General features: G+C 68.2%; 24 protein-coding genes, 4 tRNA genes and 3 pseudogenes. 20 read left to right on the top strand and 11 right to left on the bottom strand.

Features of this window, described 5'->3' with window-relative positions; translation table 11 throughout:
* The 7 genes and pseudogenes from ACFWTE_RS16825 to ACFWTE_RS16795 form a co-directional block, all read left to right on the top strand.
* Positions 1 to 261, top strand: a pseudogene (locus ACFWTE_RS16825) (plasmid replication, integration and excision activator); the annotation flags it as partial.
* Between the two features lie 98 nt (positions 262 to 359).
* Positions 360 to 611 carry a hypothetical protein gene (locus ACFWTE_RS16820; protein WP_378780352.1) on the top strand — a complete coding sequence of 84 codons (252 nt, stop codon included), beginning with the start codon at positions 360 to 362 and terminating at the stop codon, positions 609 to 611.
* Complete coding sequence (locus ACFWTE_RS16815) at positions 608 to 2,038, top strand: cell division protein FtsK (protein ID WP_378780351.1); 1,431 nt, start codon at positions 608 to 610, stop codon at positions 2,036 to 2,038. Before ACFWTE_RS16820 ends, ACFWTE_RS16815 begins: the two co-directional genes overlap by 4 nt.
* Positions 2,038 to 2,268 carry a hypothetical protein gene (locus tag ACFWTE_RS16810; protein WP_378780350.1) on the top strand — a complete coding sequence of 77 codons (231 nt, stop codon included), beginning with the start codon at positions 2,038 to 2,040 and terminating at the stop codon, positions 2,266 to 2,268. Before ACFWTE_RS16815 ends, ACFWTE_RS16810 begins: the two co-directional genes overlap by 1 nt.
* Positions 2,268 to 3,956 carry a replication initiator gene (locus ACFWTE_RS16805; protein WP_378780349.1) on the top strand — a complete coding sequence of 563 codons (1,689 nt, stop codon included), beginning with the start codon at positions 2,268 to 2,270 and terminating at the stop codon, positions 3,954 to 3,956. Before ACFWTE_RS16810 ends, ACFWTE_RS16805 begins: the two co-directional genes overlap by 1 nt.
* A 2-nt stretch (positions 3,957 to 3,958) precedes the next feature.
* Positions 3,959 to 4,135 (top strand): helix-turn-helix domain-containing protein, encoded by a 177-nt coding sequence (locus ACFWTE_RS16800; RefSeq protein WP_378780354.1) that lies wholly within the window; start codon positions 3,959 to 3,961, stop codon positions 4,133 to 4,135.
* On the top strand, positions 4,132 to 5,379 hold the full coding sequence (locus tag ACFWTE_RS16795) for a tyrosine-type recombinase/integrase (protein WP_378780348.1): 1,248 nt from the start codon (positions 4,132 to 4,134) through the stop codon (positions 5,377 to 5,379). Before ACFWTE_RS16800 ends, ACFWTE_RS16795 begins: the two co-directional genes overlap by 4 nt.
* A 76-nt stretch (positions 5,380 to 5,455) precedes the next feature.
* Here the strand turns inward: ACFWTE_RS16795 and ACFWTE_RS16790 are convergent.
* From ACFWTE_RS16790 to ACFWTE_RS16775, 4 genes are all read right to left on the bottom strand, one after another.
* A tRNA-Phe gene (locus tag ACFWTE_RS16790) sits at positions 5,456 to 5,529 on the bottom strand.
* A 25-nt stretch (positions 5,530 to 5,554) separates the two neighbouring features.
* Positions 5,555 to 5,629: transfer RNA gene (locus tag ACFWTE_RS16785), tRNA-Asp, on the bottom strand.
* 88 nt (positions 5,630 to 5,717) lie between these two features.
* Positions 5,718 to 5,790: transfer RNA gene (locus tag ACFWTE_RS16780), tRNA-Glu, on the bottom strand.
* Positions 5,791 to 5,897: 107 nt separating this feature from the next.
* Positions 5,898 to 7,442, bottom strand: coding sequence for a metallophosphoesterase (locus ACFWTE_RS16775; protein WP_378780353.1), 1,545 nt, complete (start codon positions 7,440 to 7,442; stop codon positions 5,898 to 5,900).
* A gap of 96 nt (positions 7,443 to 7,538) precedes the next feature.
* Here ACFWTE_RS16775 and ACFWTE_RS16770 point away from each other — a divergent pair, with 96 nt between their 5' ends.
* A complete protein-coding gene (locus ACFWTE_RS16770) occupies positions 7,539 to 7,889 on the top strand; it encodes a metallopeptidase family protein (RefSeq protein WP_378780346.1) in 351 nt (116 codons plus the stop codon).
* 330 nt (positions 7,890 to 8,219) lie between these two features.
* Positions 8,220 to 9,545 carry an MFS transporter gene (locus ACFWTE_RS16765; RefSeq protein WP_378780345.1) on the top strand — a complete coding sequence of 442 codons (1,326 nt, stop codon included), beginning with the start codon at positions 8,220 to 8,222 and terminating at the stop codon, positions 9,543 to 9,545.
* A 112-nt stretch (positions 9,546 to 9,657) separates the two neighbouring features.
* On the opposite strand, the gene ACFWTE_RS16760 is transcribed toward ACFWTE_RS16765, so the two are convergent.
* The 3 genes from ACFWTE_RS16760 to ACFWTE_RS16750 all read right to left on the bottom strand — a co-directional run bounded on the left by ACFWTE_RS16760 (position 9,658) and on the right by ACFWTE_RS16750 (position 12,721).
* Positions 9,658 to 9,918, bottom strand: coding sequence for a PspC domain-containing protein (locus ACFWTE_RS16760; protein ID WP_378780343.1), 261 nt, complete (start codon positions 9,916 to 9,918; stop codon positions 9,658 to 9,660).
* 537 nt (positions 9,919 to 10,455) lie between these two features.
* Positions 10,456 to 12,051 (bottom strand): MDR family MFS transporter, encoded by a 1,596-nt coding sequence (locus ACFWTE_RS16755; RefSeq protein ID WP_378780342.1) that lies wholly within the window; start codon positions 12,049 to 12,051, stop codon positions 10,456 to 10,458.
* Between the two features lie 55 nt (positions 12,052 to 12,106).
* The gene (locus ACFWTE_RS16750) at positions 12,107 to 12,721 is read right to left on the bottom strand and encodes a TetR/AcrR family transcriptional regulator (protein WP_378780341.1); all 615 of its coding nucleotides are present in this window, start codon (positions 12,719 to 12,721) and stop codon (positions 12,107 to 12,109) included.
* 411 nt (positions 12,722 to 13,132) lie between these two features.
* Between ACFWTE_RS16750 and ACFWTE_RS16745 the strand changes: the two genes are divergently transcribed.
* Positions 13,133 to 13,208: transfer RNA gene (locus ACFWTE_RS16745), tRNA-Lys, on the top strand.
* A 182-nt stretch (positions 13,209 to 13,390) separates the two neighbouring features.
* Here the strand turns inward: ACFWTE_RS16745 and ACFWTE_RS16740 are convergent.
* Positions 13,391 to 13,597: pseudogene (locus tag ACFWTE_RS16740) on the bottom strand (tyrosine-type recombinase/integrase); the annotation flags it as partial.
* A 205-nt stretch (positions 13,598 to 13,802) separates the two neighbouring features.
* Positions 13,803 to 14,120, bottom strand: a complete 318-nt coding sequence (locus ACFWTE_RS16735; RefSeq protein ID WP_378780340.1) for a hypothetical protein — start codon at positions 14,118 to 14,120, stop codon at positions 13,803 to 13,805.
* A gap of 302 nt (positions 14,121 to 14,422) precedes the next feature.
* Here ACFWTE_RS16735 and ACFWTE_RS16730 point away from each other — a divergent pair, with 302 nt between their 5' ends.
* Positions 14,423 to 15,655, top strand: a complete 1,233-nt coding sequence (locus ACFWTE_RS16730; protein WP_378780339.1) for a helix-turn-helix domain-containing protein — start codon at positions 14,423 to 14,425, stop codon at positions 15,653 to 15,655.
* Here the strand turns inward: ACFWTE_RS16730 and ACFWTE_RS16725 are convergent.
* Positions 15,639 to 16,286: an HAD family hydrolase gene (locus ACFWTE_RS16725; protein ID WP_378780338.1), complete on the bottom strand. Its 648-nt coding sequence runs from the start codon at positions 16,284 to 16,286 to the stop codon at positions 15,639 to 15,641. The genes ACFWTE_RS16730 and ACFWTE_RS16725 overlap by 17 nt on opposite strands.
* Before the next feature lie 293 nt (positions 16,287 to 16,579).
* Between ACFWTE_RS16725 and ACFWTE_RS16720 the strand changes: the two genes are divergently transcribed.
* From ACFWTE_RS16720 to ACFWTE_RS16700, 5 genes are all read left to right on the top strand, one after another.
* Positions 16,580 to 16,750 carry a hypothetical protein gene (locus tag ACFWTE_RS16720; protein WP_378780337.1) on the top strand — a complete coding sequence of 57 codons (171 nt, stop codon included), beginning with the start codon at positions 16,580 to 16,582 and terminating at the stop codon, positions 16,748 to 16,750.
* A gap of 41 nt (positions 16,751 to 16,791) precedes the next feature.
* Positions 16,792 to 18,027, top strand: coding sequence for a hypothetical protein (locus tag ACFWTE_RS16715; protein ID WP_378780336.1), 1,236 nt, complete (start codon positions 16,792 to 16,794; stop codon positions 18,025 to 18,027).
* A gap of 49 nt (positions 18,028 to 18,076) precedes the next feature.
* Entirely contained in the window at positions 18,077 to 19,372 is a 1,296-nt protein-coding gene (gene hisS / locus ACFWTE_RS16710; protein WP_378780335.1) for a histidine--tRNA ligase, read from the top strand.
* A gap of 250 nt (positions 19,373 to 19,622) precedes the next feature.
* Positions 19,623 to 20,231, top strand: coding sequence for a phosphotransferase (locus tag ACFWTE_RS16705; protein ID WP_378780334.1), 609 nt, complete (start codon positions 19,623 to 19,625; stop codon positions 20,229 to 20,231).
* A gap of 137 nt (positions 20,232 to 20,368) precedes the next feature.
* Positions 20,369 to 20,791: a hypothetical protein gene (locus ACFWTE_RS16700; RefSeq protein ID WP_378780355.1), complete on the top strand. Its 423-nt coding sequence runs from the start codon at positions 20,369 to 20,371 to the stop codon at positions 20,789 to 20,791.
* An 8-nt stretch (positions 20,792 to 20,799) separates the two neighbouring features.
* Here the strand turns inward: ACFWTE_RS16700 and ACFWTE_RS16695 are convergent.
* Positions 20,800 to 20,889, bottom strand: a pseudogene (locus tag ACFWTE_RS16695) (hypothetical protein); the annotation flags it as partial.
* A gap of 499 nt (positions 20,890 to 21,388) precedes the next feature.
* Here ACFWTE_RS16695 and ACFWTE_RS16690 point away from each other — a divergent pair.
* The 4 genes from ACFWTE_RS16690 to ACFWTE_RS16675 all read left to right on the top strand — a co-directional run bounded on the left by ACFWTE_RS16690 (position 21,389) and on the right by ACFWTE_RS16675 (position 26,486).
* Complete coding sequence (locus ACFWTE_RS16690) at positions 21,389 to 22,804, top strand: DUF6177 family protein (RefSeq protein ID WP_378780333.1); 1,416 nt, start codon at positions 21,389 to 21,391, stop codon at positions 22,802 to 22,804.
* Between the two features lie 366 nt (positions 22,805 to 23,170).
* The gene (locus ACFWTE_RS16685) at positions 23,171 to 23,494 is read left to right on the top strand and encodes a cell envelope biogenesis protein TolA (RefSeq protein ID WP_378780332.1); all 324 of its coding nucleotides are present in this window, start codon (positions 23,171 to 23,173) and stop codon (positions 23,492 to 23,494) included.
* Positions 23,491 to 23,862, top strand: a complete 372-nt coding sequence (locus ACFWTE_RS16680) for a DUF6507 family protein (protein WP_378780331.1) — start codon at positions 23,491 to 23,493, stop codon at positions 23,860 to 23,862. The genes ACFWTE_RS16685 and ACFWTE_RS16680 overlap by 4 nt, the downstream gene beginning before the upstream one ends.
* Positions 23,859 to 26,486 (top strand): hypothetical protein, encoded by a 2,628-nt coding sequence (locus ACFWTE_RS16675; RefSeq protein ID WP_378780330.1) that lies wholly within the window; start codon positions 23,859 to 23,861, stop codon positions 26,484 to 26,486. The genes ACFWTE_RS16680 and ACFWTE_RS16675 overlap by 4 nt, the downstream gene beginning before the upstream one ends.
* The last annotated feature ends 9 nt before the right edge of the window (positions 26,487 to 26,495 follow it).

The raw sequence follows: 26,495 nt of genomic DNA, 5'->3' as shown, positions 1-26,495 counted from the left end.
GACGTGATCGACGCCGACCCCGAAGCGCGCGGCAAGGCCAAGAGCGTGAAGGTCAAGGTCGCCGCCCAGGTGTGCCCGACCCTGCCGGACGAGGTCCAGGGGCTGCCGTTTCGCCCGATCGAGTTCGAGTCCATGGCGGTCATGCCCTACGTCGATGACAACGGGCGTCGTCCCCGGGTGGCGTACTCGCTGCGGGCGCGCGGTGTGAAGGCTCCCGGTGGTGCGGGTGCTCGTCGGGCTCCGGCCAAGGAAGCTGCCTGAGTCTCACCACATGAAAGCGGGGCGGCCTGGTGCTCCAACACCTAGCCGCCCCTACAACCCCCGCTGGACTGCGAAATCTCAGAAGAGGTGTCTTCAGTATGTCTGACTACCCGAGGGACCTGTCCGGGCTGAGCGGCCCGGAACTGGTCCGCCTGCTCCTGGACGCCACCAACCCCCCGCCCGCCACCGACGCCGAACGCGCGAACTTCTTCGACTTCAAGGCGCGCGTGTTCGCGACCCTGGCCCATCGGGACGAGAACCCCACCGCCGAGGCATTCGCCTCCCGTGCTCGCTCCGACCGTGACCGGCTCCTGGCTCGCATCGAGGACCAGAACGGTGGTGGTCGGTGATGGCTCAGTCCAAGGTGGGTTCCGCCCAGTCCTCTCCGACCCTGCCCACGCCCGCCCACGGGGTGCGGTGGACGACCCCGATCGTGGAAACCCCCGGGATCGTCGTCCTGGGCTCCTGGATCTGGCGGCTGGTCCGGTTCCTGGTCACGCTGCCGTTCCGGTTCCCCGTCATGGTCGCCTGCCTGGCCGTCTCTGCGGGGGCCTGGTGGTGGTTCGACTGGCCCGGCTTGGCCACCCTGTGGAGTCTGGCCTCGGCCGTGTCCCTGGTGTGGTGGCGCGCTTGGCCGGACTCCTACCGGACCTGGGTCACGCTGCGTCTGCTGGCCTGGTGGCGGCACGTGTTCGTGTACCGGCGTCACTGGCAACCGGTCCTGGTCATCTCCGGGCTGGCCGAGTCCTACCAGGAACGCCGCTACCTGCCCCGTATCCGGCGCGTGGTCTGCTCGGAGTGGGCCGACCGCGTCCGCGTCACCCTGGTGGCTGGCACATCTCCGGCGGACTTCGAGACCAGGGTGGCCGAACTGGCGCACGGCTTCCAGGCTCCGTCCTGCCGGGTGGTGGTGGACGGGCCGCGCAGGATCACGCTGGAGTTCCCCCGACACGACACCCTGGACGAACCCCTGGAAGCCCTTCCCGTCCCTGACGTGGTGGACCTGACCGCGTTGCCCATCGGCCAGTGCGAGGACGGCTCACCCTGGCTGCTGCGCCTGCACGGAACCCACGTGCTCGCGGCCGGAGTGACCGGCTCCGGGAAGGGCTCGGTGATCTGGTCAGCGGTGCGTGCGATGCTCCCCGCCATCGCTGACCGCACGGCGCAGGTGTGGGCGCTGGACCCCAAGCGCATGGAGCTGTCCTACGGCCGGGACCTGTTCGCCCAGTACGCCGATGACGGCGAATCAGCGGTGGCGGTGCTGGAGCTGGCGGTAGCCGACATGCAGGAACGGGCTCGGCGCTACTCGGGCAAGCGGCGTTCCCACGCGCCGAGTAGGAAGGACCCCTTCGTCCTGGTGGTCATTGACGAGGTGGCGTTTCTGACCGCCTACCATCCGGACCGCGACGTTCGAAAGCGCGCGGAGAACGCCATTGCCACCCTGACCTCACAGGGGCGTTCGGTCGGCTTCGGGGTGCTGGCCGCGTTGCAGGACCCGCGCAAGGAGGTCATGAACCTGCGCAACCTCTTCCCCGACAAGGTCGCGCTGCGGCTGGACGAGGCTTCGCAGGTGGACATGATCTTGGGGGAGGGTGCGCGGGACCGGGGCGGCAACGCTCACCTGATCGACCCCACCCTTCCCGGCGTCGCCTACGTCCGGATGGAGACCTCTCCCGCCCCGGTCCGTGTCCGCGCAGCCTACGTCTCGGACGCAGACATCACCGCCATGGTCAATGGCTATGGGGCGGACTCCTCCTCGGTGGGAGAGGTGGCCTGATGGGAGCGGTGCTGAGCGCGATCAAACCGGTAAACGACGATGGCGCCTCCCAGAATCAGCAGTCCGTGGAAGAGCGCCGTGAAAACGGTGACAGGGACCAGGAAGTCGAACACACCCCCGGCGATCCCCCACATGATCAGGCCGATGCCAAGAAGCAGGAACCGAACTTTCGGACGCTTGGGTTGCATGCGGTCGGGGACTCCCGCTCTGTGGTTGTGGGGGTGGGCTGATGCCGACGCCTACCGGTAAGTCAACGAGGGCCGAACGGCTCGCGCAACCCCTGGCCCGTGAGGTGGCCGAACAGGTCGCCGCCGACCACGGCGTATGCATCCGACCCGTCTCCCTCCGACGCACCGACATCACCACCGGCACAACCGAGATCATCGACGTTCCATGCGGGTCCACCCTGGAATCCCGCTGCCCCGCCTGCGCCAAACGCAAGAGGTCGCTGCGCCGGACCCAGTGCGAAGAGGGCTGGCACCTGGCCGCCGAACCCGTCGTGGAAACCGACCCGCCCACCGAACAGCAACGGACCTGGGTGGAACAGCGGGCCATGGTCACCGCCGAACGGGACCAACTCGCGGCCACGGGGGCGGCCAACCCTGAACAGCTCGCAGCCCTGGACGCGGCGATAGCGGGACTGGACGAGGACATCACCGCATCCGGACTACGCGGATCGGTCACCCGCTCCGCAGACTCCCCGGCCTCCTCGGGCTCACGCCGGGTCCGCTCGACCAAGCGCCGCCAAGACGCCCCGGACCTGCCCAAGCGACCCATGACGAGGAAGACGGTCGGGCGGGCCTTCACCGACCCCGACTCCGGGAAGGTGTTCCGACCCTCCCTGTTCATCACCCTCACACTCGACTCCTACGGTCGGGTCCGCTCGGACGGAACCCCCGTCGACCCGACCACGTACGACTACCGGCGGGCCGCCCGGGACACCCTGCACTTCTCCAAGCTCGTGGACCGGTTCGTGCAGAACCTGCGAAGGGTCGCCGGATTCGACGTCCAGTACTTCGCCGCCGTCGAACCCCAACGACGCCTCGCCCCGCACCTGCACATGGCCACCCGCGGCACCCTGCCCCGGGCCGAACTGCGCCAGATCGCCGCCGCGACCTACCACCAGGTCTGGTGGCCGGCCGCAGACACGATCCGCTACGAGGGCGACCACATCCCCCTCTGGGACACCGACGCCGGAACCTACCTCGACCCCACTACCGGGGAAGTTCTGCCCACGTGGGACGAGGCGTTGGACGCCCTCGATGACGACCCGGACGCCGCACCCTTCCACGTGGTCCGCTTCGGCAAGCAGGTGGACGCCAAGGGGGTCGTTGCCGGGACCGAGGACGCCGCCCGGTGCGTGCGCTACCTGGCCAAGTACCTGACCAAGGACATCGCGGACTGCCACGCGGCCGAGACCGTGCGGCAGGAACAGCACGTGGACCGGCTCATGGAAACCCTGCGGTACGAGCCCTGCTCGCCACGGTGCGCCAACTGGCTCCGGTACGGCATCCAACCCGACCAGCCCAAGGCCGGTCTTCGCCCCGGGTTCTGCCGCTCCAAAGCCCACCGACGCGAACACCTGGGCTACGCGGGCCGCCGCGTCCTGGTCTCGCGCAAGTGGTCCGGCAAGACCCTGGCCGACCACAAGGCGGATCGCCTTGCCTGGGTCCTGGACACCCTGGGCATCGACCCCGCCAACGAGGACCAGGGCGACGAGGACAACCCGACTCCCCCACCCCTGTCGTTGGCCTCCGGCTCCTTCGAGTGGGAACTCGCCAGACCCACCGATCCCGACGTGGCACCCCGGGAACGGCGACTGCTCCGGGCGGTCGGTGAAGCCCTCAGACGCCGGGCCCAACTCGCCGCCGCATGCCAGAACGATCTTTCGGCAACCCCCGGGAAGAAAGCAGCGTGACCATGACCGAACTCCTCCTGACCGTCGAAGAGGCAGCCGAACGCCTGCGTGTGAGCCGCTGGATGGTCTACAACCTCATCCGCTCCCGCACGCTGCGCACGGTCAAGATCGGGCGCCGCCGCCTGGTCCCCGTCGCCGCGCTCCCCGAGTGCCTGGAAGCCCTGGAGGACGTCGCGTGAGCGCTCCTGAGGGCAACACCAGCCGTCCCAGGGGTCGCAGGCGTGCCAACGGCGAAGGGAGCGTCTGGAAGCGCAAGGACGGCCGCTGGGCCTTCGCCGGATACGTGCTGGCCACGGACGGCACGCACAAGCGCGTGCAGGGCTACGGCCGCGACCAGGCGGACGCGCGGGCCAAGCTGAACAGGCTCCTGGCCGACTCCGACCGGGGCATCCCCGTCGCCTCGGAGAACTGGACGGTGGCCGAGTACCTGGACTACTGGCTCGAACACGTCGTGCGCGCCGAACGCCGCCCCAAGACCGTGCAGGGGTACGAGAGCGTCATCCGGCGCTACCTCGTCCCGCACCTGGGGAAGAAGCGGCTGGCCAAGCTCACCGCCCGGGACGTGCGCACCTTCGTCACGAACGTTCGGCAACTGTGCCAGTGCTGCCGCAACGGCACCGACGCCGCCCGGGAACGGCCCCGGTGCTGCGCGCTCCCCCGGCCGCAATGCTGTGGGCACCGGCTGTCGGCGCGCATGGTGCAGTCGATCCACGCCGTCCTGCGCAACGCCCTCCAGACGGCCATGCGGGAGGAGGTGATCCCACGCAACGTGGCGTCCCTGGTCAAGGTCTCGCCGCCGCGCTACGCGGTGAACCGGGGCCTGGACGTGGCCCAGTCCCGGCGTCTGCTCAAGGCGTCGGAGCACGACCGGTTCCATGCCCTGTACGTCCTGGCGCTGTGCCTGGGCCTGCGGCGGGGCGAACTGCTCGGGCTTCGCTGGTGTGACGTGGACCTGGAGGCGGGGCGCCTGGAGGTGGTCCACACGCTTCAACGGGTGGGCGGGAAGCTCTCCCTGGTGCCGCCCAAGACGGAGGACTCGGCGCGGACCGTGCCGCTCCCCGGCATCTGCGCGGAGGCGCTCAGGGGCCACCGCCGGCGCCAGTTCTCGGAACGCTCGGACGCCTTCCCCGACTGGGAGGAACACGGGCTGGTCTTCCCCTCCCGCAGGGGTACGCCCCTGGAGCCGGACAACCTGCGCCGGAGCTGGCAGCCGCTGCGCCGTGCGGCGGGCCTGGAGGGGATGCGCTTCCACGACCTGCGGCACACGTGCGTGACGCTGCTGCTGAACCTGGAGGTGCCGCCGCAGGTGGTCCGGGAGATCGTGGGGCACAGCGACATCGGCGTCACGATGACGATCTACGCGCACGCCTCGCTCGCTGACAAGCGGCGGGCACTGGGGAAGCTCGGGGACGCGCTCGGATGATCCGGTTGCTGTCACGTTGCTGTCAAAAAAGCCCGGAGCCAAAGGGCTACCGGGCTTTGATGCTGCTCACGCTGGGTGGCTAGGGGCGGGGTCGAACCGCCGACCTTCCGCTTTTCAGGCGGACGCTCGTACCAACTGAGCTACCTAGCCGCACTCGCCGATCACTCGGCGACGGCGGTCCTGACGGGATTTGAACCCGCGGCCTCCACCTTGACAGGGTGGCGAGCACTCCTAACTGCTCCACAGGACCTTGTTCTGTTGTCGCACCCGGTACTCGACCTGGCGCGTTGTTGCGGTTCTTATTCTGCCAGACGCCCGACAGTGCTCGAACCGCGTCGTACCCCCAACGGGATTCGAACCCGCGCTACCGCCTTGAAAGGGCGGCGTCCTGGGCCGCTAGACGATGGGGGCCCGTGTGACAGGTCAAGCATAGGGGAGATTCCCACCAACACCAAAGCGATTGCCGCCGCCGTCGCCCACCTCCGCCACCTGTGGGAACGCTCGCGCGAACACGTGCACTACGGTGTACGGCCGTCTTCGTCGCCCTCCGACTCCGCATCCTCCGGGGGGTCGCCGACCGGGCGGTCCGGGTCGGCTTCGATGTGCCGCTCGACCTGGGCCGACGTGAGTCCGATGCCGCCCAGGTCGATGTCGTCACGCGCCTGGAGGCGCCCGCTCTCGGCGCCGAAGTACAACAGCGAGGCCTGGTAGGGGGTCGGACGGTCCGGGCCGTGATCAAGGCCACGAAGACCCGCGCCGCCGGTGGAGCCCTGGACGAGGAACCGGGTACCGAGGTCGGTCAGCTCGGTGGACCTCAGGTGGTCCCCGCCCGTCAGCACGAGGGGCACCACTCCGTCGAACGCCTCCGCTTGCGTGCGCGTGTGCATGAGGACCACGTCCACGCCCTCGCGTGAGCCGATCACCTCGCCGGCCTCCTCCTCGCCCTGGGCGGCCACCCCGGCACTGTCGGGGTTGAGGCGGGTGGCGTCGGGTGTGAACCGGGGGTCGCCCGAACCGTAGAAGGTGAGCCCGCCCACCTCCTCGATGCCGCCGTCGAGGACCACCGCGTTCTCCTGGGCCTCGACCGCGCGCTGCGTGCCCATGGAGTCGTGCCGGCCGCGCACCCACACGTACGGCACGTCGAGCTTGCCGATCTCGTCGGCGAACACGTCCTCGGTGGCGCTGCCCCGGTCGGTGAGGTCCCCCGAGTCCACGACCATGTCCGCCCCGTACTGCTCCTGGAGGGTGCGGATGATGCTCCACGAGGCGGGGTTGAGCTGGATGTCGGACACGTGCAGCACACGGATCACCGACTCGTCCTCCTCGTACACGGGGAGGGTCGAGGTGGCCTCGTAGAGCATCGCGACGTTGCCGACCAGGCCCGCGAGCTGCTCCTGGTACTGGCTGAACCGGCCCACCACCTCCTCGGCGCTGCCCACCACCTGCGGGGCGCCCGCGATCAGGCCGGTGTAGCGGGGCTCGGCGATGGCGCTCGGGTTGAAGGTGCCCGCTGCTGCGGCGCCCGAGGCCACCAGGACGGCGAGGGAGACCGCCGCGCTGCCCGCGGCCCGGCGGGCGCTCCTGAAGAGCAGGAACCCCATCAGGGCGGCGCCCAGGGTCGCCGCGAGGACCGCGCGGACCAGCAGTGCGACCACGCCGTCGCGCAGGTCCGATCCGATGCCCGCGGCCATCCTGTTGATGGCGTCCGGGTCGGCGAACATCTCCTGGGCGGCCGACAGCCGGATGTCGGAGATCGTCGCCTCCAGCTTGAGGGGCGCACTGTGCGTGTCGAAGGCGAGTTGGCCCAGCGGGGCCACGTCGACGACCGTCTCGCCCCGCCACTGGGGCGTCAGCCCCAGGGTGACGTCGGCGGGGCCGATCGGGGTGACCACCTGCCCGCCCAGGGCAAGGCCGAGCCAGCCCCCGACCAGACCGGCGACGACGACACACCCCCACCGCCACGCGCGCCCGGCGCGCATCCGGTCGAGGGAGACGCGGAGCCGCGCGAAGGCCCCACGAAGGTTGTGACCGCGGATAGCTTCCCAAGACAACACACCCCCCATCATGCCGCCGACAGGGTCCGTTCCCAATATTTCCTCCCTTTCCAGAGTGTTATGTCGCTTGGGGTGCGCTTCCGCACCGCCCCGGGAGGCAGCACAATGGCAGGCGTGGTTGAACTGACACGCAGGGCCTTCGAGGAACTGGTCGTCGACGCCCTGGACGAGATCCCGTCCGAGTTGTCCCGGCTGATGGACAACGTGGTGATCACCGTGGAGGACGAGTCCCCGGACGGCCTGCTCGGACTGTACGAGGGCATCCCGCTGACCGAGCGCGGCGACTCCTACTTCGGTGTCCTCCCCGACCAGATCTCCATCTACCGTCGGAACATCTGCGCGATCTGCGAGACGCCCGAGCAGGTGGTGGCGGAAGTCCTGGTCACCGTGGTGCACGAGATCGCGCACCACTTCGGGATCGACGACGCGCGGCTGACCGAACTCGGGTGGGGCTGAACCCGGCCGGGGGCGCCGAATCACGCCCTCATTTTTCGGTACGCGGTTCCATTTTCAATGCTCTGCGTACACATCCGGGAACCGATCCCATGATCCCGGAACCTCGTGACGCCACGGGGATCGCGCGTGTACACATTGTCACCAGCGAAAACATTCCGTGTGCGAGGCGGATTCCACATTGCCGAATCCACCCGCCATCCATTACCCGCAGCAACGAATCAGACACGAATTTGCCCAAGTGGCTTGCGGGGAAGCCCGCCTTCCGGAACGGTTGGTCATTGAGACACAACACAGCGTGATTTCAACCCTGTAACAGTAAGGGAGTGCCGGGTGGCCGAACCGCGCCTCGACAACACGTCTGACAACGGGGACCACGAGTCTTCGAGCGCCCCCGACAACGCCAAATCCGGCGAACCGGGCAAGGACGACTGGCGTAGCAGCTACCGCGACGTCATGGCGATCGGTGAGTTCCGCGCGGTCTGGCTCGCCCACGCACTCTCGATGATCGGCACCAACCTGCTGAACATCGCGACCAGCATCCTCGTCTTCCAGGTGACCGGATCAGCCCTCGCCGCCGGCGTCACCCTGGCCCTCACCTTCCTGCCCCCGATCATCAGCCCCCTGATCGCGGGGCTCGCCGACCTTTTCCCGAGGCGCAGGGTGATGATCGCCTGCGATCTCTCCCGCGCCGCCGTCATCGTGCTCATCGGTATTCCGGGCATGCCGATCTGGGCGATCTGGCTTCTGCTGTTCTGCTCGGTTCTTCCGTCCATCCCGTTCGCCGCGGCCCGCGCCGCCATGATGGCGGAGATCATCCAGGGCGAGCGCTACGTCGCGAGTACCGCCATCATCCAGCTGACCTCGCAACTGGGCATGCTCGCCGGACTCGTGGCGGGCGGGGTGATCGTCGCGCACGTCGGCCCCAACATCACCGTGATGTCGACCGGGATCCTCTTCGTGCTGTCCGCGACCGTCGTGCTGATCGGGGTGCGCGCACGCCCCTCACCCCGCGCTGAGAAGGAGGAGCGGCCCGGGTTCCTGGCCATGACACGGGACGGTGCCAAACTCGTCTTCGGCGACCCGCGTCTGCGCACCCTGGCCCTGCTCGCCTGGCTGGCCGGGCTCTACATGATCCCCTACGGGCTGGCCAACCCCATGGCCGCCGAGATCGGCGCGGGAGCCGCCGCCGCGGGGTTCATCATGGCGGGCTCGTCGATCGGCGCGTTCCTCGGCGGGTTCGTCCTCACCCGCCTGGTCCCGCCGCCGACCCGTATGCGCCTGCTCGGCCCCCTGGCGGTGCTCACGTCGGTACCGCTGCTGCTGTGGCTGTTCGAACCACCGCTGTGGCTGATGGTGACCGCCCTCGCCCTCTGCGGCGTCGCGGGCTCCTACCAGTTCGTGGCCAACGCCGCGTTCGTGCTGTGCGTGCCCAAGGAGGGCCGGGGGCTGGCCTTCGGACTGGTCGCCTCCGGGCTCCAGGCCGCACAGGGCATCGGCATCCTGATCGCCGGTTTCTTCGCCGAGTTCTTCGGCACCGGCGTGGTCATCGTGACGGCCGGGGTGCTCGGGGTGGGTCTCGCCGGGCTCCTGGCGATCCCCTGGTCACGCCTTTCGGGCGAGACCATCGCCCGGATGGACGCGACCGAGAGTCCCTAGCGCTCGCCCCGGCACTCCGCGGAGGGTTCGCGGGCCTCCTCGGCCTCGCGTTCCTCCCGGGGGGTGCGAAGTTCGCGACGCTTCCAGTCCGGGTGTGCTCTGAGGGTCCACATCAGTTGTCGCTCGGCTTTCCTTGGAAGTTGCGGATGATCTGCTCCAGCAGGGAGCGCTGCTCGTTCGCGGCCGGCATGACCAGCCAGGCCAGGATGTAGACGAAGACACCGCTGAACCCGAAGAACGTCAGGACCACGAGGACCAGTCGGACGAGGGTGGAGTCGACCTTGAGGAACTCGGCGATGCCGCCGCAGACGCCGGCGAGGTAGCGGTCGGTCCCGCTGCGCCGGAAGCGCTTGCTCTGGTAGTTCTCGTTCATGTCTCCACCATGCCCGTTCCCCACGACGATTCCCATCGGGGACAGCCCTGGCCCTTCCCTGACATCCCCCCGACCCCCCTGGAGGGGCCGATCGGAGGCGTCCGGGCACCCCCCGAAGGGTTCGACGGAACGCAGACCCACGGCGTTCCTGAGGCGTGGGGCACATTCCGAAGCAGGGATGCGCGACCGTCTCCGCACCTTCTCCCCCGAGAGCGCCACCTCAACCCCCACCCCTGTGATTAGCACCCCAAATCGGCGCATTCAGGCGCATACCGCACGGAAGAGGCGGGTCGGTTGCGCCGGCACATCGGGCACCCAGGCCGACGGGGTCCTCTCCCACGGTCCGACGTCGACACGTCGAGGTGGCCCCACGGGCTCGAACCCCCAGGGGGCCGATGATCCGTCGGCACTCGGACGCCTGAGCTGCCCGTCTCCGGCGGTGCCCCCGCCGGCAATAACCGCCCTCCACCGGCCGACCCCCACGCCCCTCGACCCCACCCGCCCGCAGCAGTCGGCAATGTGAGGATGTGACGGTTCTCACCCCCTGCGGTCCACGCATCCGCCGGGGCCGTCCGGGCCGCCGAGTTCACCGGGCTCGCCGGGGCGAGCGGAGTCCACGTCCTGCTCGTGGTCGGGGACGCTGGTCGCCAGGGGCTTCTCCGTGATGAACCAGGAGAGCGCGAAGCCGGCCAGGGCGACGGGGACCGCGTACAGGAAGATCGGCGGCAGGGCGCCCGCGAAGGCGTCGACGATGAACTCGCGCTGCGGCGCGGGCAGTCCCTGGAGCATCTGCGGGGTCATGGAGCTGATCCCCGCCTCCCCGCCCCCGAACTCCACCCCACCGCCGGGCGCGTCCTCCATCCGCTGGTTCAGACGGGACACGAAGAGCGATCCGAATACGGCGATACCGAAGGACGCGCCGATCTGGCGGAAGTAGTTGTTCGCCGACGTGGCGGCCCCCAGGTCGCGGCGGGGCGCCGTGTTCTGCACGATCAGCACGAGGTTCTGCATCACCATGCCCACACCCAGGCCCAGGACCAGCATCGCCGTCCCGTTGTAGGCGTAGGGGGTGTCGGCGGTCATCCGGGACAGCAGGACCAGGCCCACCGTGATGAGGGCCGTACCGATGATCGGCCAGTGCTTGTAGCGGCCGGTGGCGGAGATGAGTCGCCCCGTGGTGATGGTGCTGGTGAGCATCCCGGCCACCATGGGCAGCATGAGCAGGCCGGACTCAGTGGCGGACGCCCCGCCGACCATCTGGAGGAACGTGGGCAGGTAGGCGACCGTCGAGAACATGGCGATGCCGACGGTGACACCCACCAGGGCCGTCAGGACGAAGTCCCGGTCCCGGAAGAGGCGCAGCGGGACGACGGGATCGGTCGCACGCCGTTCCACCAGTACGAACAGCAGGCCCGCGACGACGGCGCCCCCGACCAGCCCGAGGATCTGCGGGCTGCCCCAGTCGTAGGTGTGGCCGACCAGGCTCGTCACCAGCACCAGGCAGACGCTCGCGGCGGCGAGCAGTGCCGTGCCCGCGTAGTCCAGCCGGGGCCGGGGGCCGGCGGGCTTGGGCAGGTGGATCACCGCCAGCGCCGTGACCAGCGCGACCGCTCCCAGCGGCAGGTTGATGTAGAAGATCCAGCGCCAGTCCAACTGGTCGGTGAAGAACCCGCCGAGCAGCGGCCCCGTGATGGCGGAGACACCGAACACGGCACCCATGACCCCCATGTACTTGCCGCGCTCGCGAGGCGGGACCACGTCGCCGATGATCGCCTGGGCGCTGATCATCAGGCCACCGCCGCCGACGCCCTGCACGGCGCGGAAGACGATGAGCTGGGTCATGTTCTGGGCCAGGCCGGACAGGACCGACCCCAGCAGGAACACCGCGATCGCGAAGATGTACACGTGGCGGCGGCCGAAGACGTCCCCGGCCTTGCCGTAGACGGGCATGCCGACCGTGGCCGCGAGCATGTAGGCGGTGACGACCCAGGACAAATGCTCCAGGCCGTTGAGTTCGCCGACGATCGTGGGCAGGGCGGTGGCGACGATGGTCTGGTCGAGCGAGGCCAGCAGCATCGTCAGGAGGATGGCCAGGAGGATCCAGCGCAGCCGGGTGGGACCGGTGGTGGGCATAGAGGGTTCCGTTCGTCTTCTGGCAGACCTCGGACGGGCAGTGGTTCCCGGGTGGTCAGTCCTTGCCCGAAGGTGGCGCGAAGGTCTCGCCGAGGTGGCGGAACGCCTCACGGATCCTGGCGCGGACGTCCGCCGGCTCCTCGGCCTCCGAGTAGTGCAGACGCTTCATGGTGTGGCGCATCACCGCCATGCTCGCCGCGGCGAGCAACTGCGGGCGGTCGTCCTCGGTTGCGGCGCCGGTCCGCTCGGCGATGGCCCCGGCCAGTTCCAGCTCCACGTTGTGGAAACGGGCGAGCATGCCGCGCACGAGCTGGGGCTCGCGTTCGGTGAGTTTCTTGCGCAGGAGTATGTCGGCCCGCTGGGTGGCGAGGTCCTCGGTGCTGCCCAGGAACGTGATCAGCACGGTGATGAGGTCCTCGACGAAGTCGCCGGTGGGGCCGCCGTCGACGAACTCCTGCCGCACCTGCTCGTCGGGGGTCGCGGGGATATCACCGAGGAGGGCTTCCTCCTTGGTGGCGAAGTAGTTGAAGAAGGTCCGCGTCGAGACGTCCGCCTCAACGGCGATCTCCTCGACCGTCACGTTCTCCAGGCCGCGTTCCAGGGTGAGGCGTATGCCAGCCTCCTGGAGGGCGCGGCGGGTCGCCTTCTTCTTCCGTTCCCGAAGCCCCATGGTGGTCCTCCCCGTACACTGCCGACCTCGGCCGACCATGCAGTATGCCTCAACGAGTGTGCTCCGCGGCGGCGCCCGCGCCGGGGAGCACGCGACTCCGCCGGAGCGGAGCCGCGCCCGTGTCCTGCCGACTTCCCTACCGGCCCACGAAGCGTGAGGGCCGAACGTAGACAATGACACGTTTCCCTGCGGGGTCTCCCCAGGGGCAGGGGGTGCCGCCCAGGCCCCGGCGCTCACCGGGTGTGCGGGCCCCAGGAAGCACCGACCGGCTCTGCCGATGGGCCGTGTCCTGCCGGGACCGGCTCCACAGCGGTGCGACCAAACGGGCCGAAACCGCTACTCCGCGCTCGCCGCGGCCCTGCGGTACAGTTGTCCCGGCGATGCCCGGTGCCCATGGCCCGGCCGCGTCGTGGGGCCTTAGCTCAACTGGCAGAGCAGCGGACTTTTAATCCGCGGGTTCAGGGTTCGATCCCCTGGGGCCCTACCACTTTTCAACCGCTTCACCTGGGCGTTCCCTCTTCGGAGAGAACGCCCTTCGTCGTTCCCCGCCTCTTGGGGGACCGTTGGGGGACCGGCCGGACCGGAACCGGTCCCCACAGCAGCCCGGGGGACCACGCGGGCGGCTGCTTCCGCGGCCTCGTGCGCGACCTCCGGCAGCACGGTCGAATACGTGTCAGCCGTGATCGTGATCGACGAGTGCCACAACATCGCCTGAACGGTCTTCATGTCGACCCCGCCCGCAAGCGCGATCGTTGCCGCCCTGTGGCGAAGGTCATGAAGCCGCGTCGGTGGCAGGCCGGCCGCGAACGCCACGCGCTCGAACTCCTCGGTCAGCGTCGCCGGATGCAGCGGCGCCCCGTTCTCCCGAGCGAACACATGCCCGACCCCCTCCCAGGCATCACCTCAGGCGAGTCGTGCCTCGTTCTGGCGTGCCCGGTGCGCCCGCAGGGCTTCCACTTGAAGTACCAGGTACCGTGCCGCGGGTTCCATGTGCCGTCGGTGCGTCGGAGCTTCGGGCAGGACTGACCGACTTCCTTGCCGTCCTCGTCGCGGCAGAGGCACCGCTTGTACGTCGAGCCCGTCACCGCTTAACGCCCGACTCTGTCTGGCCGTCGCTCGTCCCGGGGCTGAACACGGGGAGAGTATCGGGCCGTGCGATGAGACCCGTAGAGACCAGTTCGCTGTACCAATCCTTGGTGTAACCGGGGGCCTTGACTCCGACCTGGCCCAGATTCCCGGACCGCAACAGGTGCAGGCCGTGAGTGCCGAACACCACCCCGTAGGAGGTGGCGGTGTCGCGGACCAGCCCATCCAACAGGTCCTGGAGCTGGCCGTGGTGTTCAGGATCAGGCGAGTCAGTGTTCATCAGACGCGGCGGCTCCGGTGTTGTGATCAACATGCGCAGCAGTCTCTGAGCGCATGTGTCAGGAACCTATGTGCACTCGGATAAGCACGATGTTCGAACTATGCGGGCTGTTCGATTTCTCCTCCCTGACAGGCGCGAAGGCTCCGAGGAGAACCTTTCCGCTTTGGCACGAACCTGAACGCGGAGAGGGAACCCTGGTTACTGTGGAGTGATCTCGTTACACCCCCAGGTGACGGAGGAACCCCTCGATGCGTTGTGGAAACTGCGGACGAGACCGCGGCGCCCTGCACGGCTCCTGTGAGTGCATCCCCTCGTGGGTATGGCGGGACCCGGAAATGGTCGACGCCGTCCGGGAGCGCGACGCCCAGCGGGTGATCCGTTTTCTGCGCCGACGGGTCAAGAACCTGTCCCAGGAAGCTCTGGCCAGGATGTGCGGGGTCGCCCAGAGCACCATCACCCGCGCTGAGGCAGGCAAGGGACTCAGCGACCGACGCAAGATCCACGAAGCCCTCCAAGGGCTCGGAGCTCTGGACCAGCACCCGCCCGACGACGCACACCGAGTCCTCACGGAACCCGAGCCCGAGAAACTAGCCTCAGCGGGCTGGAGCGGCGATGTCGACTGGGATCGCGGCGTCGCGCTGTTGGAATCCCTCGTCAACCGGTACGACCTTCCCGAAGACGGCCGGGTGCGCACTCTCGGTCAGCTCCAGCGCGAGGTCAGTGGCATCATCCGTTGCCGCCTGAACTCCCACTACAGCTGCCTGATGGCACGTCTCCCCGAGCTTCTCCCTGAGCTGAGCCGTGCCCTCTTGAGCAGCCAGGGGCAGGACCGTGCCCACACGGCCCGGCTGCTGGTCCAGGCATACCGGGCCGCTGACGCGATCGCGGACAAGTTCGGCCTCCACCACCTCTCCGCCCGTACCATCCAAGTGCTCCTGTGGGCAGCCGACCAGACCGGAGACGAGGTGACGCGGGCCGCCGCCACCTACGTGCGCGGGGAGACCTTCTTCTGCTCAGGCGAACACGAAGCAGGACGCCGCCTGCTCGAACGGGCAGCGGAGAATCTGGTGCCCTCGGACGCGCGCTCGTGGGCGGCCTACGGATCCCTGCACATGCGTGCCGCCGTGTTCGCCGCGCGGAACCGCCAACCCCGGCAGGCCGCGCCTCACCTGGCGCAAGCGCGCCTCGCCGCTGAGCACACCCGGGAGGCGGTCTACACCGGAACCGCCTTCGGTAGCGCTTCGGTGCGCGTCCACCAGGTCACCCTGGCCCTGGAGTGTGAGGACCCCGACCAGGCGCTGCACGTGGCTGCGGGTTGGACTCCGCCCCGGGAACTTCCCGCCGAGCGCGCTTCGCACTACTTCATCGACGTAGCCCGCGCCCACCACCTCCTGGGGCGCCAGGAGGTGGCTCTGGCCAACCTCCGGGCCGCGTGGCAGAAGGCCCCGGAGCACACGCGGCTCAACCCTCACGTGCGGGCGCTGTCAGGTCTCTTCCTGTCGTCCGGGCCGACCCAGGTCCAAGCTCGGAATTTCGTCGCTCAGGCCGGGGTCAGCCCTTTGTGGTGAGCAGGCCCGGCAGTTCCTTGATCGAGTCGATGACCCAGTCCGCGTGAGTGCGCACCTGGGGTTGATCCGCCCACAGGTACCCCCACGGGCCGCGACGGATCAGCGCCGGCCGCAAGCCCGCTTCGCGGGCGGGAAGAACGTCGTTGTCACGGTGGTCGCCCACGTACACGATCTCCTGCGGCTCCCCGGGCGCCATGGCGATGACGCGGTCGAAGAAACCGGGGTCGGGTTTGGCCACCCCCCACTCCCCGGACGTGGCGATGGCCTCGACCGGAAGGTTCAACTGTTGGAGGAGCTCTCCGGCACGGGCGGTCTGGTTTCCGGCGATCCCCACCCAGAGTCCGGCGTCCCGCAGGGCCTGTAGTCCGGGCCGAACGTCGGAGTACAGGTCCACTTCCTCGATGAGCTCTCCGCGGCCCGCGTCCTCACGCCGTTGGCGCTCCTCAGCCAGGTCGAAGCCCGGACGGAAGTAGTCGAAGGTCTCCGCGTTGTTGCGCCCCTCAGCCGTAACAGCCCCCAGCACGGCGGAGAAGGTGTGCAGGGGGACGTTGAGCCAATCGGCCCATCGCGCCCATTCCCGAGTGTCGTCGATGAGGGTCTCTCCGACGTCGAACACCACTGAGCGAATCATGCTCTCCTGCTCTTTCCAGACATGTCGTGCGTCGCACTCTCGGCGTTCAGCGTAGGACCAGCGACGAGTCGAGGCATGCGCACCCGACATCCTGAGCTCCTCAGTGCTGTTCAAACCGGGCATTTCGAACACAGCGCATAAATCGAACGGTGAAATTATGCGTCTGCGCATAGGTCGATCTCCCGGGCCGCGCGACACTTCTGACTCCGGTCGCCGTTGGCAGCACGAACCCCGCTGGACGGTTGACCGGTTCCGATCATCGCGATGGTGACCACCCCACGGGAAAGGCGCACATGAGCAACAAGACCAGCCTCACGACGTCCACTGACCGCACGATGCAGCTCACCACCGCCGACCTCAGCAGGATCATGACGCTCACCCTGCCCCAGGTCGGCATGGACAGGATGACCGCGCCCCGGGTGGAGGAGACCCTGGCCTGCTCCGCCCTGACCGCTCACTTCTAGACCGACGAGTCCGTCCGCCTGAGAGTACGAAGGAGCCATGAGTGAGTAACTGGGAACGGGTCACACTGCTCTTCGCCAACGGGGCGAGGCCCCTGGCGCAGAAGGACGCACTGTCGTTCGCCGATCTGCTGCGCGCGAACCGCTTTCCGCCGTCCATGTTCCAGGCCTACGAAGTACCCGGCGACGGGAGCCTGCGGCCCGTTCCCATCTCTCACACGCTGGAGGAGATCCCGGAGACGAGCAACGTCATCCTGCAGTGCATGCGCAACACCGACGCTGAACTGGTTCCGCCCGCCCTCAGCACGTACGCGCACACGGACCGTCCGGTCGCGGCCATGTACGACCTGAAGTACGCGGAGAAGGACTCCCTCCACGGCGTCCATCTCGTGGACGACGAACAGCTCCGCGAGATGGTCTTCGACAAGATCGCGGACTTCCTCCACGAACACCGCGTGGAGCTTCCGCTGGTCGCCGGGATCTCCGGCGGTGGCGACTCCAGCAGCATCGTCCAAGGACTGCGCCGCTACGCCACGGCGCGAGATCTGCCAGCCGACCAGGTGCTGTGCTTCACCGTGGTCCTTGACCCCCTCTGGAGGGGGACCGCCGCCGACAGGGCGCGAGAGCTCTGTGAGGGCAACGGGTTCGGCCACCGCGTCCTCTACCCGGAGGACATCGCGGCCCTGCTGGAGATGAGCACCACACCCCAGGCCCTGTGGACCGAGATCAGGTCCACCTACGGGCCGGACTCCTCACACTTCTTCGGTACCTGGCTGCTCAACCTCGTGGGCCGCGCCCTCAACAAGGAGATCGGCGGCTCCAACCTCCTGATGGGCTACAACCGCGAGGACGTCATGGCCGAACTGCTGTTCTGCCTGATGAACGGGCGCCGCCCGCTCCCCTACCCCAAGCGCCGGACCGGAGAGGTGGACTGCTTCATGCCGGTGTGGGACGTGCCCAAGGTGCTGCTGGACTCGTGCTACCCGCAGGTGAGCGAGGTCAACTACGCCGAACGCATCGACTCCACCGCACCCCGGCGCTCCTCGATCTACTACCAGGCACACGCCCTGGACGCGATCGTGCCGCAGATGTCCCTGTCACTGATGACGGGGGTTCGCACGCTCATGGACTCGCTCAACGGCTGGGAGGAGTTGGAAACCGTTGACGGAACACCGCTGCTGCACACCGGTCACGGCAGCCCCGAGGACCGCGACTCACTGGTCTCGCTCCTAGCCCGGCACTTCCCTGACTGGTCGGTCAGCGAGCCTGACCCACAGTAGTCTGACGCCGTCCCGGGAACCCTGAAGTCACAGCAGGAGTAGCGTTCACATGGCCAAGTCAGCAGCTCCCTCCGGAACGAGGGACTTCCTCGCCGACGACCTGCGCCGCCGCAGGGCGGCGTTCGCCACCGTCAGCGACATCTTCGAGCGCTACGGGTTCGATCCGCTGGAGACTCCCGCGTTCGAGCGGCTGGAGGTGCTGACCGGAAAGTACGGCGAAGAGGCCTCCCAGCTCCTGTTCAAGATCCTGCGTCGCGGGGTGCACGAGGCCTCCGGCAAGCCCGACCTGGCCCTGCGCTACGACCACACGGTTCCCCTGGCCCGGGTCATCGGCACCCACGGGGCGAAGCTGCCCAACCCCTACAAGCGCTACGCCATCGGCCCGGTGTGGCGGGCCGACCGCCCCCAGGAGGGCCGGTTCCGGGAGTTCGTGCAGTGCGACATCGACACGGTGGGTTCGTCCTCCCCGCTGGCTGACGCCGAGGTCGTCCTGGCCCTGGCCGAGAGCCTGGACGCCTTGGGGGTGAACCGGTTCCGCTTCCTCGTCAACAGTCGTGAAGCTCTCCGCGGCCTGCTGGAGGTCTACGGCGTCGCCGAGGAGAACGGTGACGGGGTCCTGGCGACGCTGGACAAGCTCGACAAAGTGGGTGCCAGTGCCGTGGCCAAGGAGCTGGTCGATGAGCGCGGGCTGGACGTGACGGGTGCCGAGCGCCTGGCCGAGGACGTCGCCTCCGACGACCAGGACCTGATCCGGTCCAAGCTCGCCACCAACGAGCGCGGCCAGCGCGGCCTCGCCCAGATCGACAGCCTGCTGGAGCTGACTGCGAGTCTGGGCGACCGGGCCGTGTTCGCCCCGCGCATGGTGCGCGGCCTGGACTACTACACCGGTGCGATCTACGAGGTCGAGGCCGAGGGCTTCCCCGGGTCGATCGCGGCGGGCGGGCGCTACGACGGCCTGGTCGCCTCGCTCGGCGGCCCGGACATGCCTGCCTGCGGCGGTTCCATCGGCATCGAGCGCATCCTGGCCCTTCAGGACACCAGCGACGCTCCCGCAGCGGGCCTCGACGTGGCGATCACGGTGCTGGGCGGCCAGGCCGAGCTGATGGAGCTGGCGAGCGAGCTGCGCGCGCAGGGGCTGCGGGTGGGCACCTACCTGGGGTCCTCCGGCAAGCTCGGCAAGCAGTTGCAGTGGGCGAACGCGCAGAACGCGCGGTTCACGGTGATCTTCGGTTCCGAAGAACAGGAGTCCGGCGAGGTCACCGTCCGCGACATGGTCTCGGGCGACCAGAGCCGCGTCCCCTTGGCACAGGCCGGCGCCGATCTTCGGGAACGCCTCGAAAGGTGACCGGTTGAGCGCCCCCACCCCCGAACACGCCGCTCCAACGACCTTTCACTTCCAAGACCAGGTGAGACCGCCGAGACTGCTTGAGGAGGCGGCAGACAGACTTGGCGTTCGTCTCGTTGAGGACCGCTTGGTGGTGCGTGGATCGCGCCCGTCGGTGGGGGCGCCGACAACGCGCGGGACCTGGGTGCGGATCAGCTGGCGCCCGCCATCAAGGGGCTTCGCCCGCGAGTTCAGCGGGTTGGAGGCGTCGATGGCCGTGCATGGCGTGCCCAAGCCGTCGTTCATCCAGACGGTGCACTGGATGAACGTCGGCCTCATCTGCCGCGCTGAGGAGATGACGCTCGTTTCCGAACCCGTGGTCTCCACCGCATACACCCTGGACAAGGCACCCGAGCTGAGCGACCAGTGGTGGGAGGAGCTATCCACCGCTCTGGAGCATCTGGCCATTACGGACACCGATCGTGTCTCCCTCGTCCAGGAGGACATCGACCGCTCCGTCCGCGAAGCATTCGGCACATCACCCGACACAACTGTCTCCCACTGGGTGATCGGCCACGGGGATCTGCACTGGGCCAACCTCACCGCGCCCTGTCTGTTCCTTCTGGACTGGGACAACTGGGGGCTGATGCCCCGAGGTCTGGACGCGGCGAAGCTGTGGGAGTCGGCGTTCCGGGTCCCCGGCTTCGCAGAGGAGATCACAGAGCGGCTGGCCCCCGACCTCGCCTGCCGTGACGGCAAGCTAAGTCAGCTCTGGGTCTGCGCGAACAGGGCCCTCGGTGCCAGGCGCCGCAACCAGGAAACGGACCAGACCAGGCACGCGCAGCGAGCGGGCGAGGTTCTACTGGCAGAGCTGTCGTGAGCGATGGACGACGTTGCCTGCCTGCGACGACACCCGGGTTCGACTTCGCGTCAACCTTCACATGGCAGGACATCCGAACCGCCTGACACCAAGCACGTTCACGAAACCACGCAAGGAACCCTCTATCTGGGACTCCTGTGATCTGGCTGAGCGGAAACACCGCTGGGATCGGCCCGTTGCGCGCGGATCTGAAGGAGTCGTACTGGTGCTGGGAGAACACGATCCCGACCATCGTGGGCTACAACCGCCAGACCCCACAGCCCTTCGAGATCGGCAGGCTCTTCTACGACAGCTACGAGAACAGCAGCGACCGACAGCTGAAGTTCACCATCTACGACCTCGCCGAGAAAACACCCCCGCCCAGTCTGCGCCGCCCAGGTTTACGTGGACCAGATGCGCCGCAACGGCGAGTACGTCACCGCCCTGGGGGAAGCTCCCTCTGTGTCAGGCTCGCGGGCGACAACCTCTCCCCCATCGCGCAGGCGTGCCGAGAGATCAACGTGAACGCGTCGTGCACCTGGGAGCGACTCAGCTCAGCCAGGAGGACATGGCCGAGGTAGGGGCGCAGGTGCAGGCGGATGTGGGCTTCGTAGCTGCGTACCGTCAACGGACGGATGCCCGTGCAGGAGCCCAGCCAGTAGTCCAGCCATTGCCCCACTGGGAGTGGCGACGAAGTACGCTGCTCGGCTCGCGGATTCACCAGCCGGTACGCAGCAGCGCTGGCCGCATCCCGCGAAGCGAACCCGCCACGACGTACCCGCCGCCGAACCCCCTCGCGACGCGGCAGGTCCACGAGAAGTACCAGGCCCCGTGCCCACGGACCTTGAGGCGCGGACAGGTACGCCCCAGCGGCTTCCTCTGTTCGTCCCGGCACCCGCACCGCTTGTACACCGACGTCCCGTTACCCGACATCATCGCCGCCACCTCCACCCCACACATGCCCGTGTGGCCTGGGCATACCTACTGCTGGGTCGTGCTGAGCAACCGTGCGCCAGACCTCGCAGGCTCGGCCTCGACCTGCGAGAGCCCCAGGCCCGGTCACCCGAGGCACTTCCGGAAATGACGCACTGGCTATGCTCCCCTACCAATGGTGACCCGTTCCGGGGTTGGACGGAGCGGCACCAGCCCCTCGCGCCCCATCGCAGTCGGGAGAACCGTTGAGCTATGACGTGGTGGCCCTGGTCGCCCACAAGCCCGACGATCAGGCGATCGCCCGCGCCCTGCAAGACGTCGATCCGGAGTTGCGCCTGCACCAGCACAAGGACACCAGCGTGCTGCAGATCCGGGACCAGGACGGCCATCTGTTGGCCACCCTCGAACCCGGACAGCAGGTGGAGTGCCGGGGTGAGGTCGACCGGTTGCTGGGACCGGAGGTCGCCGCAGGGCTCCCCGACTCCTGTTGGTGGGTGGAGACACGTGCCCGCCCCGACCAGGCTGGCCGACAGGTGGCGCACCGGTTCTCTGACGGGCTCGCTCTGCGTTTGGGGGGTGCGGTGTGGACCTCTGGCGAAGCCGACTTCGGCCTGTGGCGCGAGCCCGAACACCCCGCCGTGGAGCGCACCGCGACCCGGGCGCTGCTGGTCGCCCAGGACCGGGCGGTGGTGGGTTTCTCGTCCTGGCTCAGCGACGCGGTGGCCACCCACGCCGGTCAGAAAGCGCTTCAGGTGCTCACCCCGCCCACCGCGCGCCTGACCTATGGGGCGCGCACCTTCCTGGCCGGGCCGCTGGGCCGATGGGTGGTGCGCGGTGAAGACGGCGGCCACTACGACGGTCTCACCGGGTTGGCGGTGCACTGGGACGACACCTACGGGTTCTGCGCGGACAAGGAACCGGCTGGACTGGACTGGGCGGCGAAGGAACCGGGCGCCCAGCCGGTGGCGGGGTTTTTGGCGAACTTCGCCGAGAGCGCGGGGACGCAGCTCGTGGTGGAGGTGTCCGTGCTGCACCACGACCCACACACCCCGCGTCTGGGGCGTGTGGTGGAGGTTCTGGCCGAGCACCTGGCCGGGCCTGAGCCCGCCGGGTGGGGCCCGCACGAACCGGTGCTGCGGATGTGGGACCCCGAAGAGTTGAGCGCGTTCGCCCGCCAGCGCGCACCCAAGCCGTCCATCTGCTACGTCGCCGGGCCTTTGGGTGTGGGCCACCCGTTCTCCGGTCAGATGCGCCTGACCTGGCGCACCGAAGGGGTGCTGGAGAGAGTGTCGGTGGTGATCGGCTTCGGAGACGAGCACACCGTGCCCTTCGAATCACTCCCGACGGTGGTCGAGGCCCTCGCCGCCGAAGGGCTGATGGACGGGCTACGGGTGCGCCGCACCCCGGGCCGTAGCGATGTCACCTACGGTCCGGTGTGGGCGGGACCGGCCGTCCCGGTCGGGATCGCGATCGGACCCGAGCGCCTCCAGACGATCGGGATCAGCCGGGCGCAGGCAGGGCCGATCAAGGGCACGCTCCTCGGTCAGGGAGAGGCTCAGGCGGTCTGGTACCCGGTGCTGGGCAGCGCCGCCTCACCCTTGAAGAGTCTGGGGTTGGTGCAGCGGCAGACGAGTTATCTGGCCTCCGCTGGTCGGAGCTGAGGCGGACCGCTGCCACCTCCCGAGCTTGCCTCTCAGGTTCCGACACGTCCTGAAGATCAAGGCCAGTGACGACCTTTTCCGCCCGTGCGTGGTGGACCGTGCAGCAAAGGGAAGAACCCGAAGACACTTTCGAGGTACTCACTTTCCCCGGATGAATCATCGGAAGTGAGGCATGTCACTTTTAGTTCGTGCGGTCTGCCGGTGAGTGGTTGTTCGCACTGGCCAGCGCGCCTCTGCCTGCCGTGCGGCCAGCCCTCGTGTGGAAATGGTGCTATCAGAAAAAGTCACCATATGTAGGCATACTGCTACTGGAATCTCCCCTCAGTCAGGTGCAGAACCAACGAAAAGAAGAAAGGCCGGGGTCGGATGAAGTTCGAGCTGGTAGAGCCCCCAGAGGAAAGCGCCACCACCGACGAACTCCCCTACCCCGCACTCGCAGGCGAGCCCGAGCAGGAGCAGACCGCGCCCCTGTCTGCCCAGGACCGGGATGAGAGCCTCCTCAAGCCCGTCAGGGAACGCATGGCCGGGACGGTCGAGGGTGTGCGTGCCTCGCTGGACCTGCTCAGAGCCCGCGTGGCCGAGCAGAGCATGACCCAGCCCGCCGTCGTGCCTCCAGCCTCGGAGAGCGATTCCGGGCGTGAGTTCCACCCGCACCGGTTCGCCGCCCCCACGCACAGGGGTGAGCGATGAGTGCGTGGGATATCGACGTCCACGGAGTCGCGCTGACCCTGACCGACTTCAGCACCCAGCTCGGCATCGACGGTGACGGGTTCTCCTCGACCATCGACACCACCGCGGACGGGATCGACATGGCCCTGACTAACGCCAAGAGCCCTCCGGTGGAGTCGGCCCTGGGTGATTTCCTGAGCCACTTCACCAGCGAGACCAACGCCATGTTCACCCGCAGCCTGTCCTGCCTCCAAGGCGCCAACGACGCCACCTTGGCCTACGACCAAGGACAGCAGGACATGGCGGCCACTGCCCAGAGCCAGGCGGGCACCGGCACCAACCTCGACCTCGGATCCGATGCTCAGCTTCCTCCAGGAGTCTCCCGGTGACCTTCGAGCCCACCCAGGCCCAGGAGGGCGTCGACCCCAACCCGTGGATCCTCATCGACCCCGAGGCCATCCCCTACCCCCTGACCGACATCTGGTCGTTGAACTTCGCTGCCGAGACCCTGCGCACCGGAGGGGAGGAGCTCTCCGGCGGGGCCCAGGACATGCAATCGGCCTGGAACGGCCTGCAGGCCCACTACGTTGCGCCGGAGAGCGAGACCCTCTTCGCCGCGATGAACCCGGTCGTGACCCGCGGTGAGGACATCGAGAGCGATCTGGTCGCCGTCGCCGGCGCGTTGGAGGACCTGGCCGAGGCGGCCAAGACGGCACAGAGCTCGCTCAACACCCTCAAAATCGAGGCGCAGGGTTTTTGGAACGAGCACCACCACAAGAAGGTGTGGTGGCTGACCAAGGACGACGAAACCGACGACTGGGCCATCCTCGAGAACATCCGCCTCAAGGACGGGGTCAACGCGGCCTGGTCCGCGTTCAACGAGGCCGAGAACGCGTGCGCCACCACGATCTCCGCCCTGTCCGGCGGCCCCGCCTACGCCTCTCCCGACCAGGCCGGCGGGGACGACGTGCGGGTGTACGGGTTGCCCACCGACGCCGGCGAGCGCGAACCTATCGGTTTCGACGACTTCTATGGCCCGGCCAACGACTTCACGGCGTGGGTGGGCAGCGAGTTCCACCCCTCCATGGCGACCTGGGGCAACAGCACCGGCCAGGCCGCCTGGGACACCATCGTGGTCGACACGCTGTGGGGCTCAGTGGTGGGGCTGGCGGCGCTGGGCGGTACGTGGCACCCCGACCACGGGTGGCAGTACGGCCTGCCGGGCCGCTGGAACAACATCAAGAGCACGGTCAGCGAGGGGTGGATGGACGCGGCCACCTTTGTCGGCGTCCATGACGACCAGGGGTGGCTGTTCTCCTCCGACAGCGGGGGGCAGGGCGGTGAAGGTTCCAGGTGGGACCGGTGGAAGACCAACATCGGCGTCAGCTGGGACGAAGCGGTGGAGGGGCACACCGCCTGGTCCACGCGGGACGAGGGCCCGGGGTACTCCAACACCACGACCGTCATCAACACCGCGTTGTGGACCGGTGGGCTCCCGATCAAGCTGGTCAAGACCGTGCTGACGCTAGGCCCAGGCGGCGATGCCAGCGTTCCCACGTCGCGGGATGGTTCCTACTCCGAAAGCGCAGACCAGACCTCCACGCAGGGCGGGCGGCCCCCGGCGGGTCCGAGCAGCCCGTTGCCCCGAGACCTGGAGGAGGGCAACACCCCGGTCGGCGAGCGCTTCGAGCTCGACCTCACCGTGCTGCGGGAGTCACTTCTGGACCCCGACCAGTACGGCAACACCCCCACACCCACCCCTCAGCCGAACACGCCTTCGCCCATCCCGCACAGCCCCGAGCCTGGTGACGGCGGCGATCGGACCCCCCAAACCCCGACCGCGCCGCAGCGCGGCGACAGCCCCACCCCCCAGGGCGACGGCACACTACCCAACCGTCCCCGCAACGAGGACACCCCGCGCCAACCCGGCGAGGACGACCAGCTCGCACCCCACCCACGTGACGCGGACGCGGACGCGCCGAGGAGATCCGGCCAGGAAGCCGATGTCCCCGCTCCAACCACGCACCCGGACACCGAAGCTCAGAGTGGCGACACCGACCCGCCACGAGCTGAGGAACGCCCAGAGCACCGTCCCACGGGCCGCAACAATGACGAGTCCAACGGTCAGGGCAATGATCGTCCCCAGCGTGGTGACGACGACCAGGAAGGCCGGGGCGGGCCGCGTGAGGAGCCGGAGCATCCGGAACCCGCTCCCGGTGGCGGCGAGGGCGGCGGTGACCAGCCCCCCAGGGACCGCCCTGGGACTGGTGGCGATGATGGTGACAGCGCCGCCAACGACCGCGATGGCAGCGACGACCCCGTCCCGGAGCGCCCTGAGCCTACGAACCCAGACAACCAGAAGCCAGACCACAGCGGACCAATGTCCCCCGAGCTCCGGCCCGAACTCCGGGACACGATCCAGCAGGTACCTGGTTTCCGGCAGCTCAGCTTCGACGATAGAGACTACGCGAGCCTCTTCAACTCCCTAGAGAACAAGAGGTCCACCGTCGGTGCGCAAACCGCCGATATGATTCTGCAGGGGCGCCTGACCAACGTTGAGGGATTCAGTGACATAATTGCCTCCCTCAAAAACAGGAACGACCTCCCAGCGAGGAACCAGGAAATGAGAATCGCCACAGACCTGTTGGATTCTGGATTCCCGCCGGACAGGGTTGCTTTCCCCGGAAAGAACCAGATTACCAAGGAAGACCTTGACGTGGCCGTAAGAGGGGAAGACGGCAGGATTGAGTACGGGTACCAGGCGAAGGTGGTCGAAAACCCGGAAGGGATCAAGAGCGCACTCAAGAAGATCAAGAAACAATTCCCAATGACGACCGAGGCAACCCATCGGGGTGGAATCATTGAGGCCAATTTTGAGATGAGCGCACTCTTGGACAGGGACCTGAAAGCCCTCCACGATTCGGCCAAGGCGGAGAACATCTCCTTCCATATCCACTTCCAGGACGGAACTCTCGACTTCCCTCCCGGCACCCCCCTCTACCCGACTAACTAGGGAGAAATG

Source organism: Nocardiopsis sp. NPDC058631, assembly GCF_042716955.1.
Taxonomy (GTDB): Bacteria; Actinomycetota; Actinomycetes; order Streptosporangiales; family Streptosporangiaceae; genus Nocardiopsis.
This window is presented reverse-complemented; position numbering and strand designations above follow the sequence as displayed.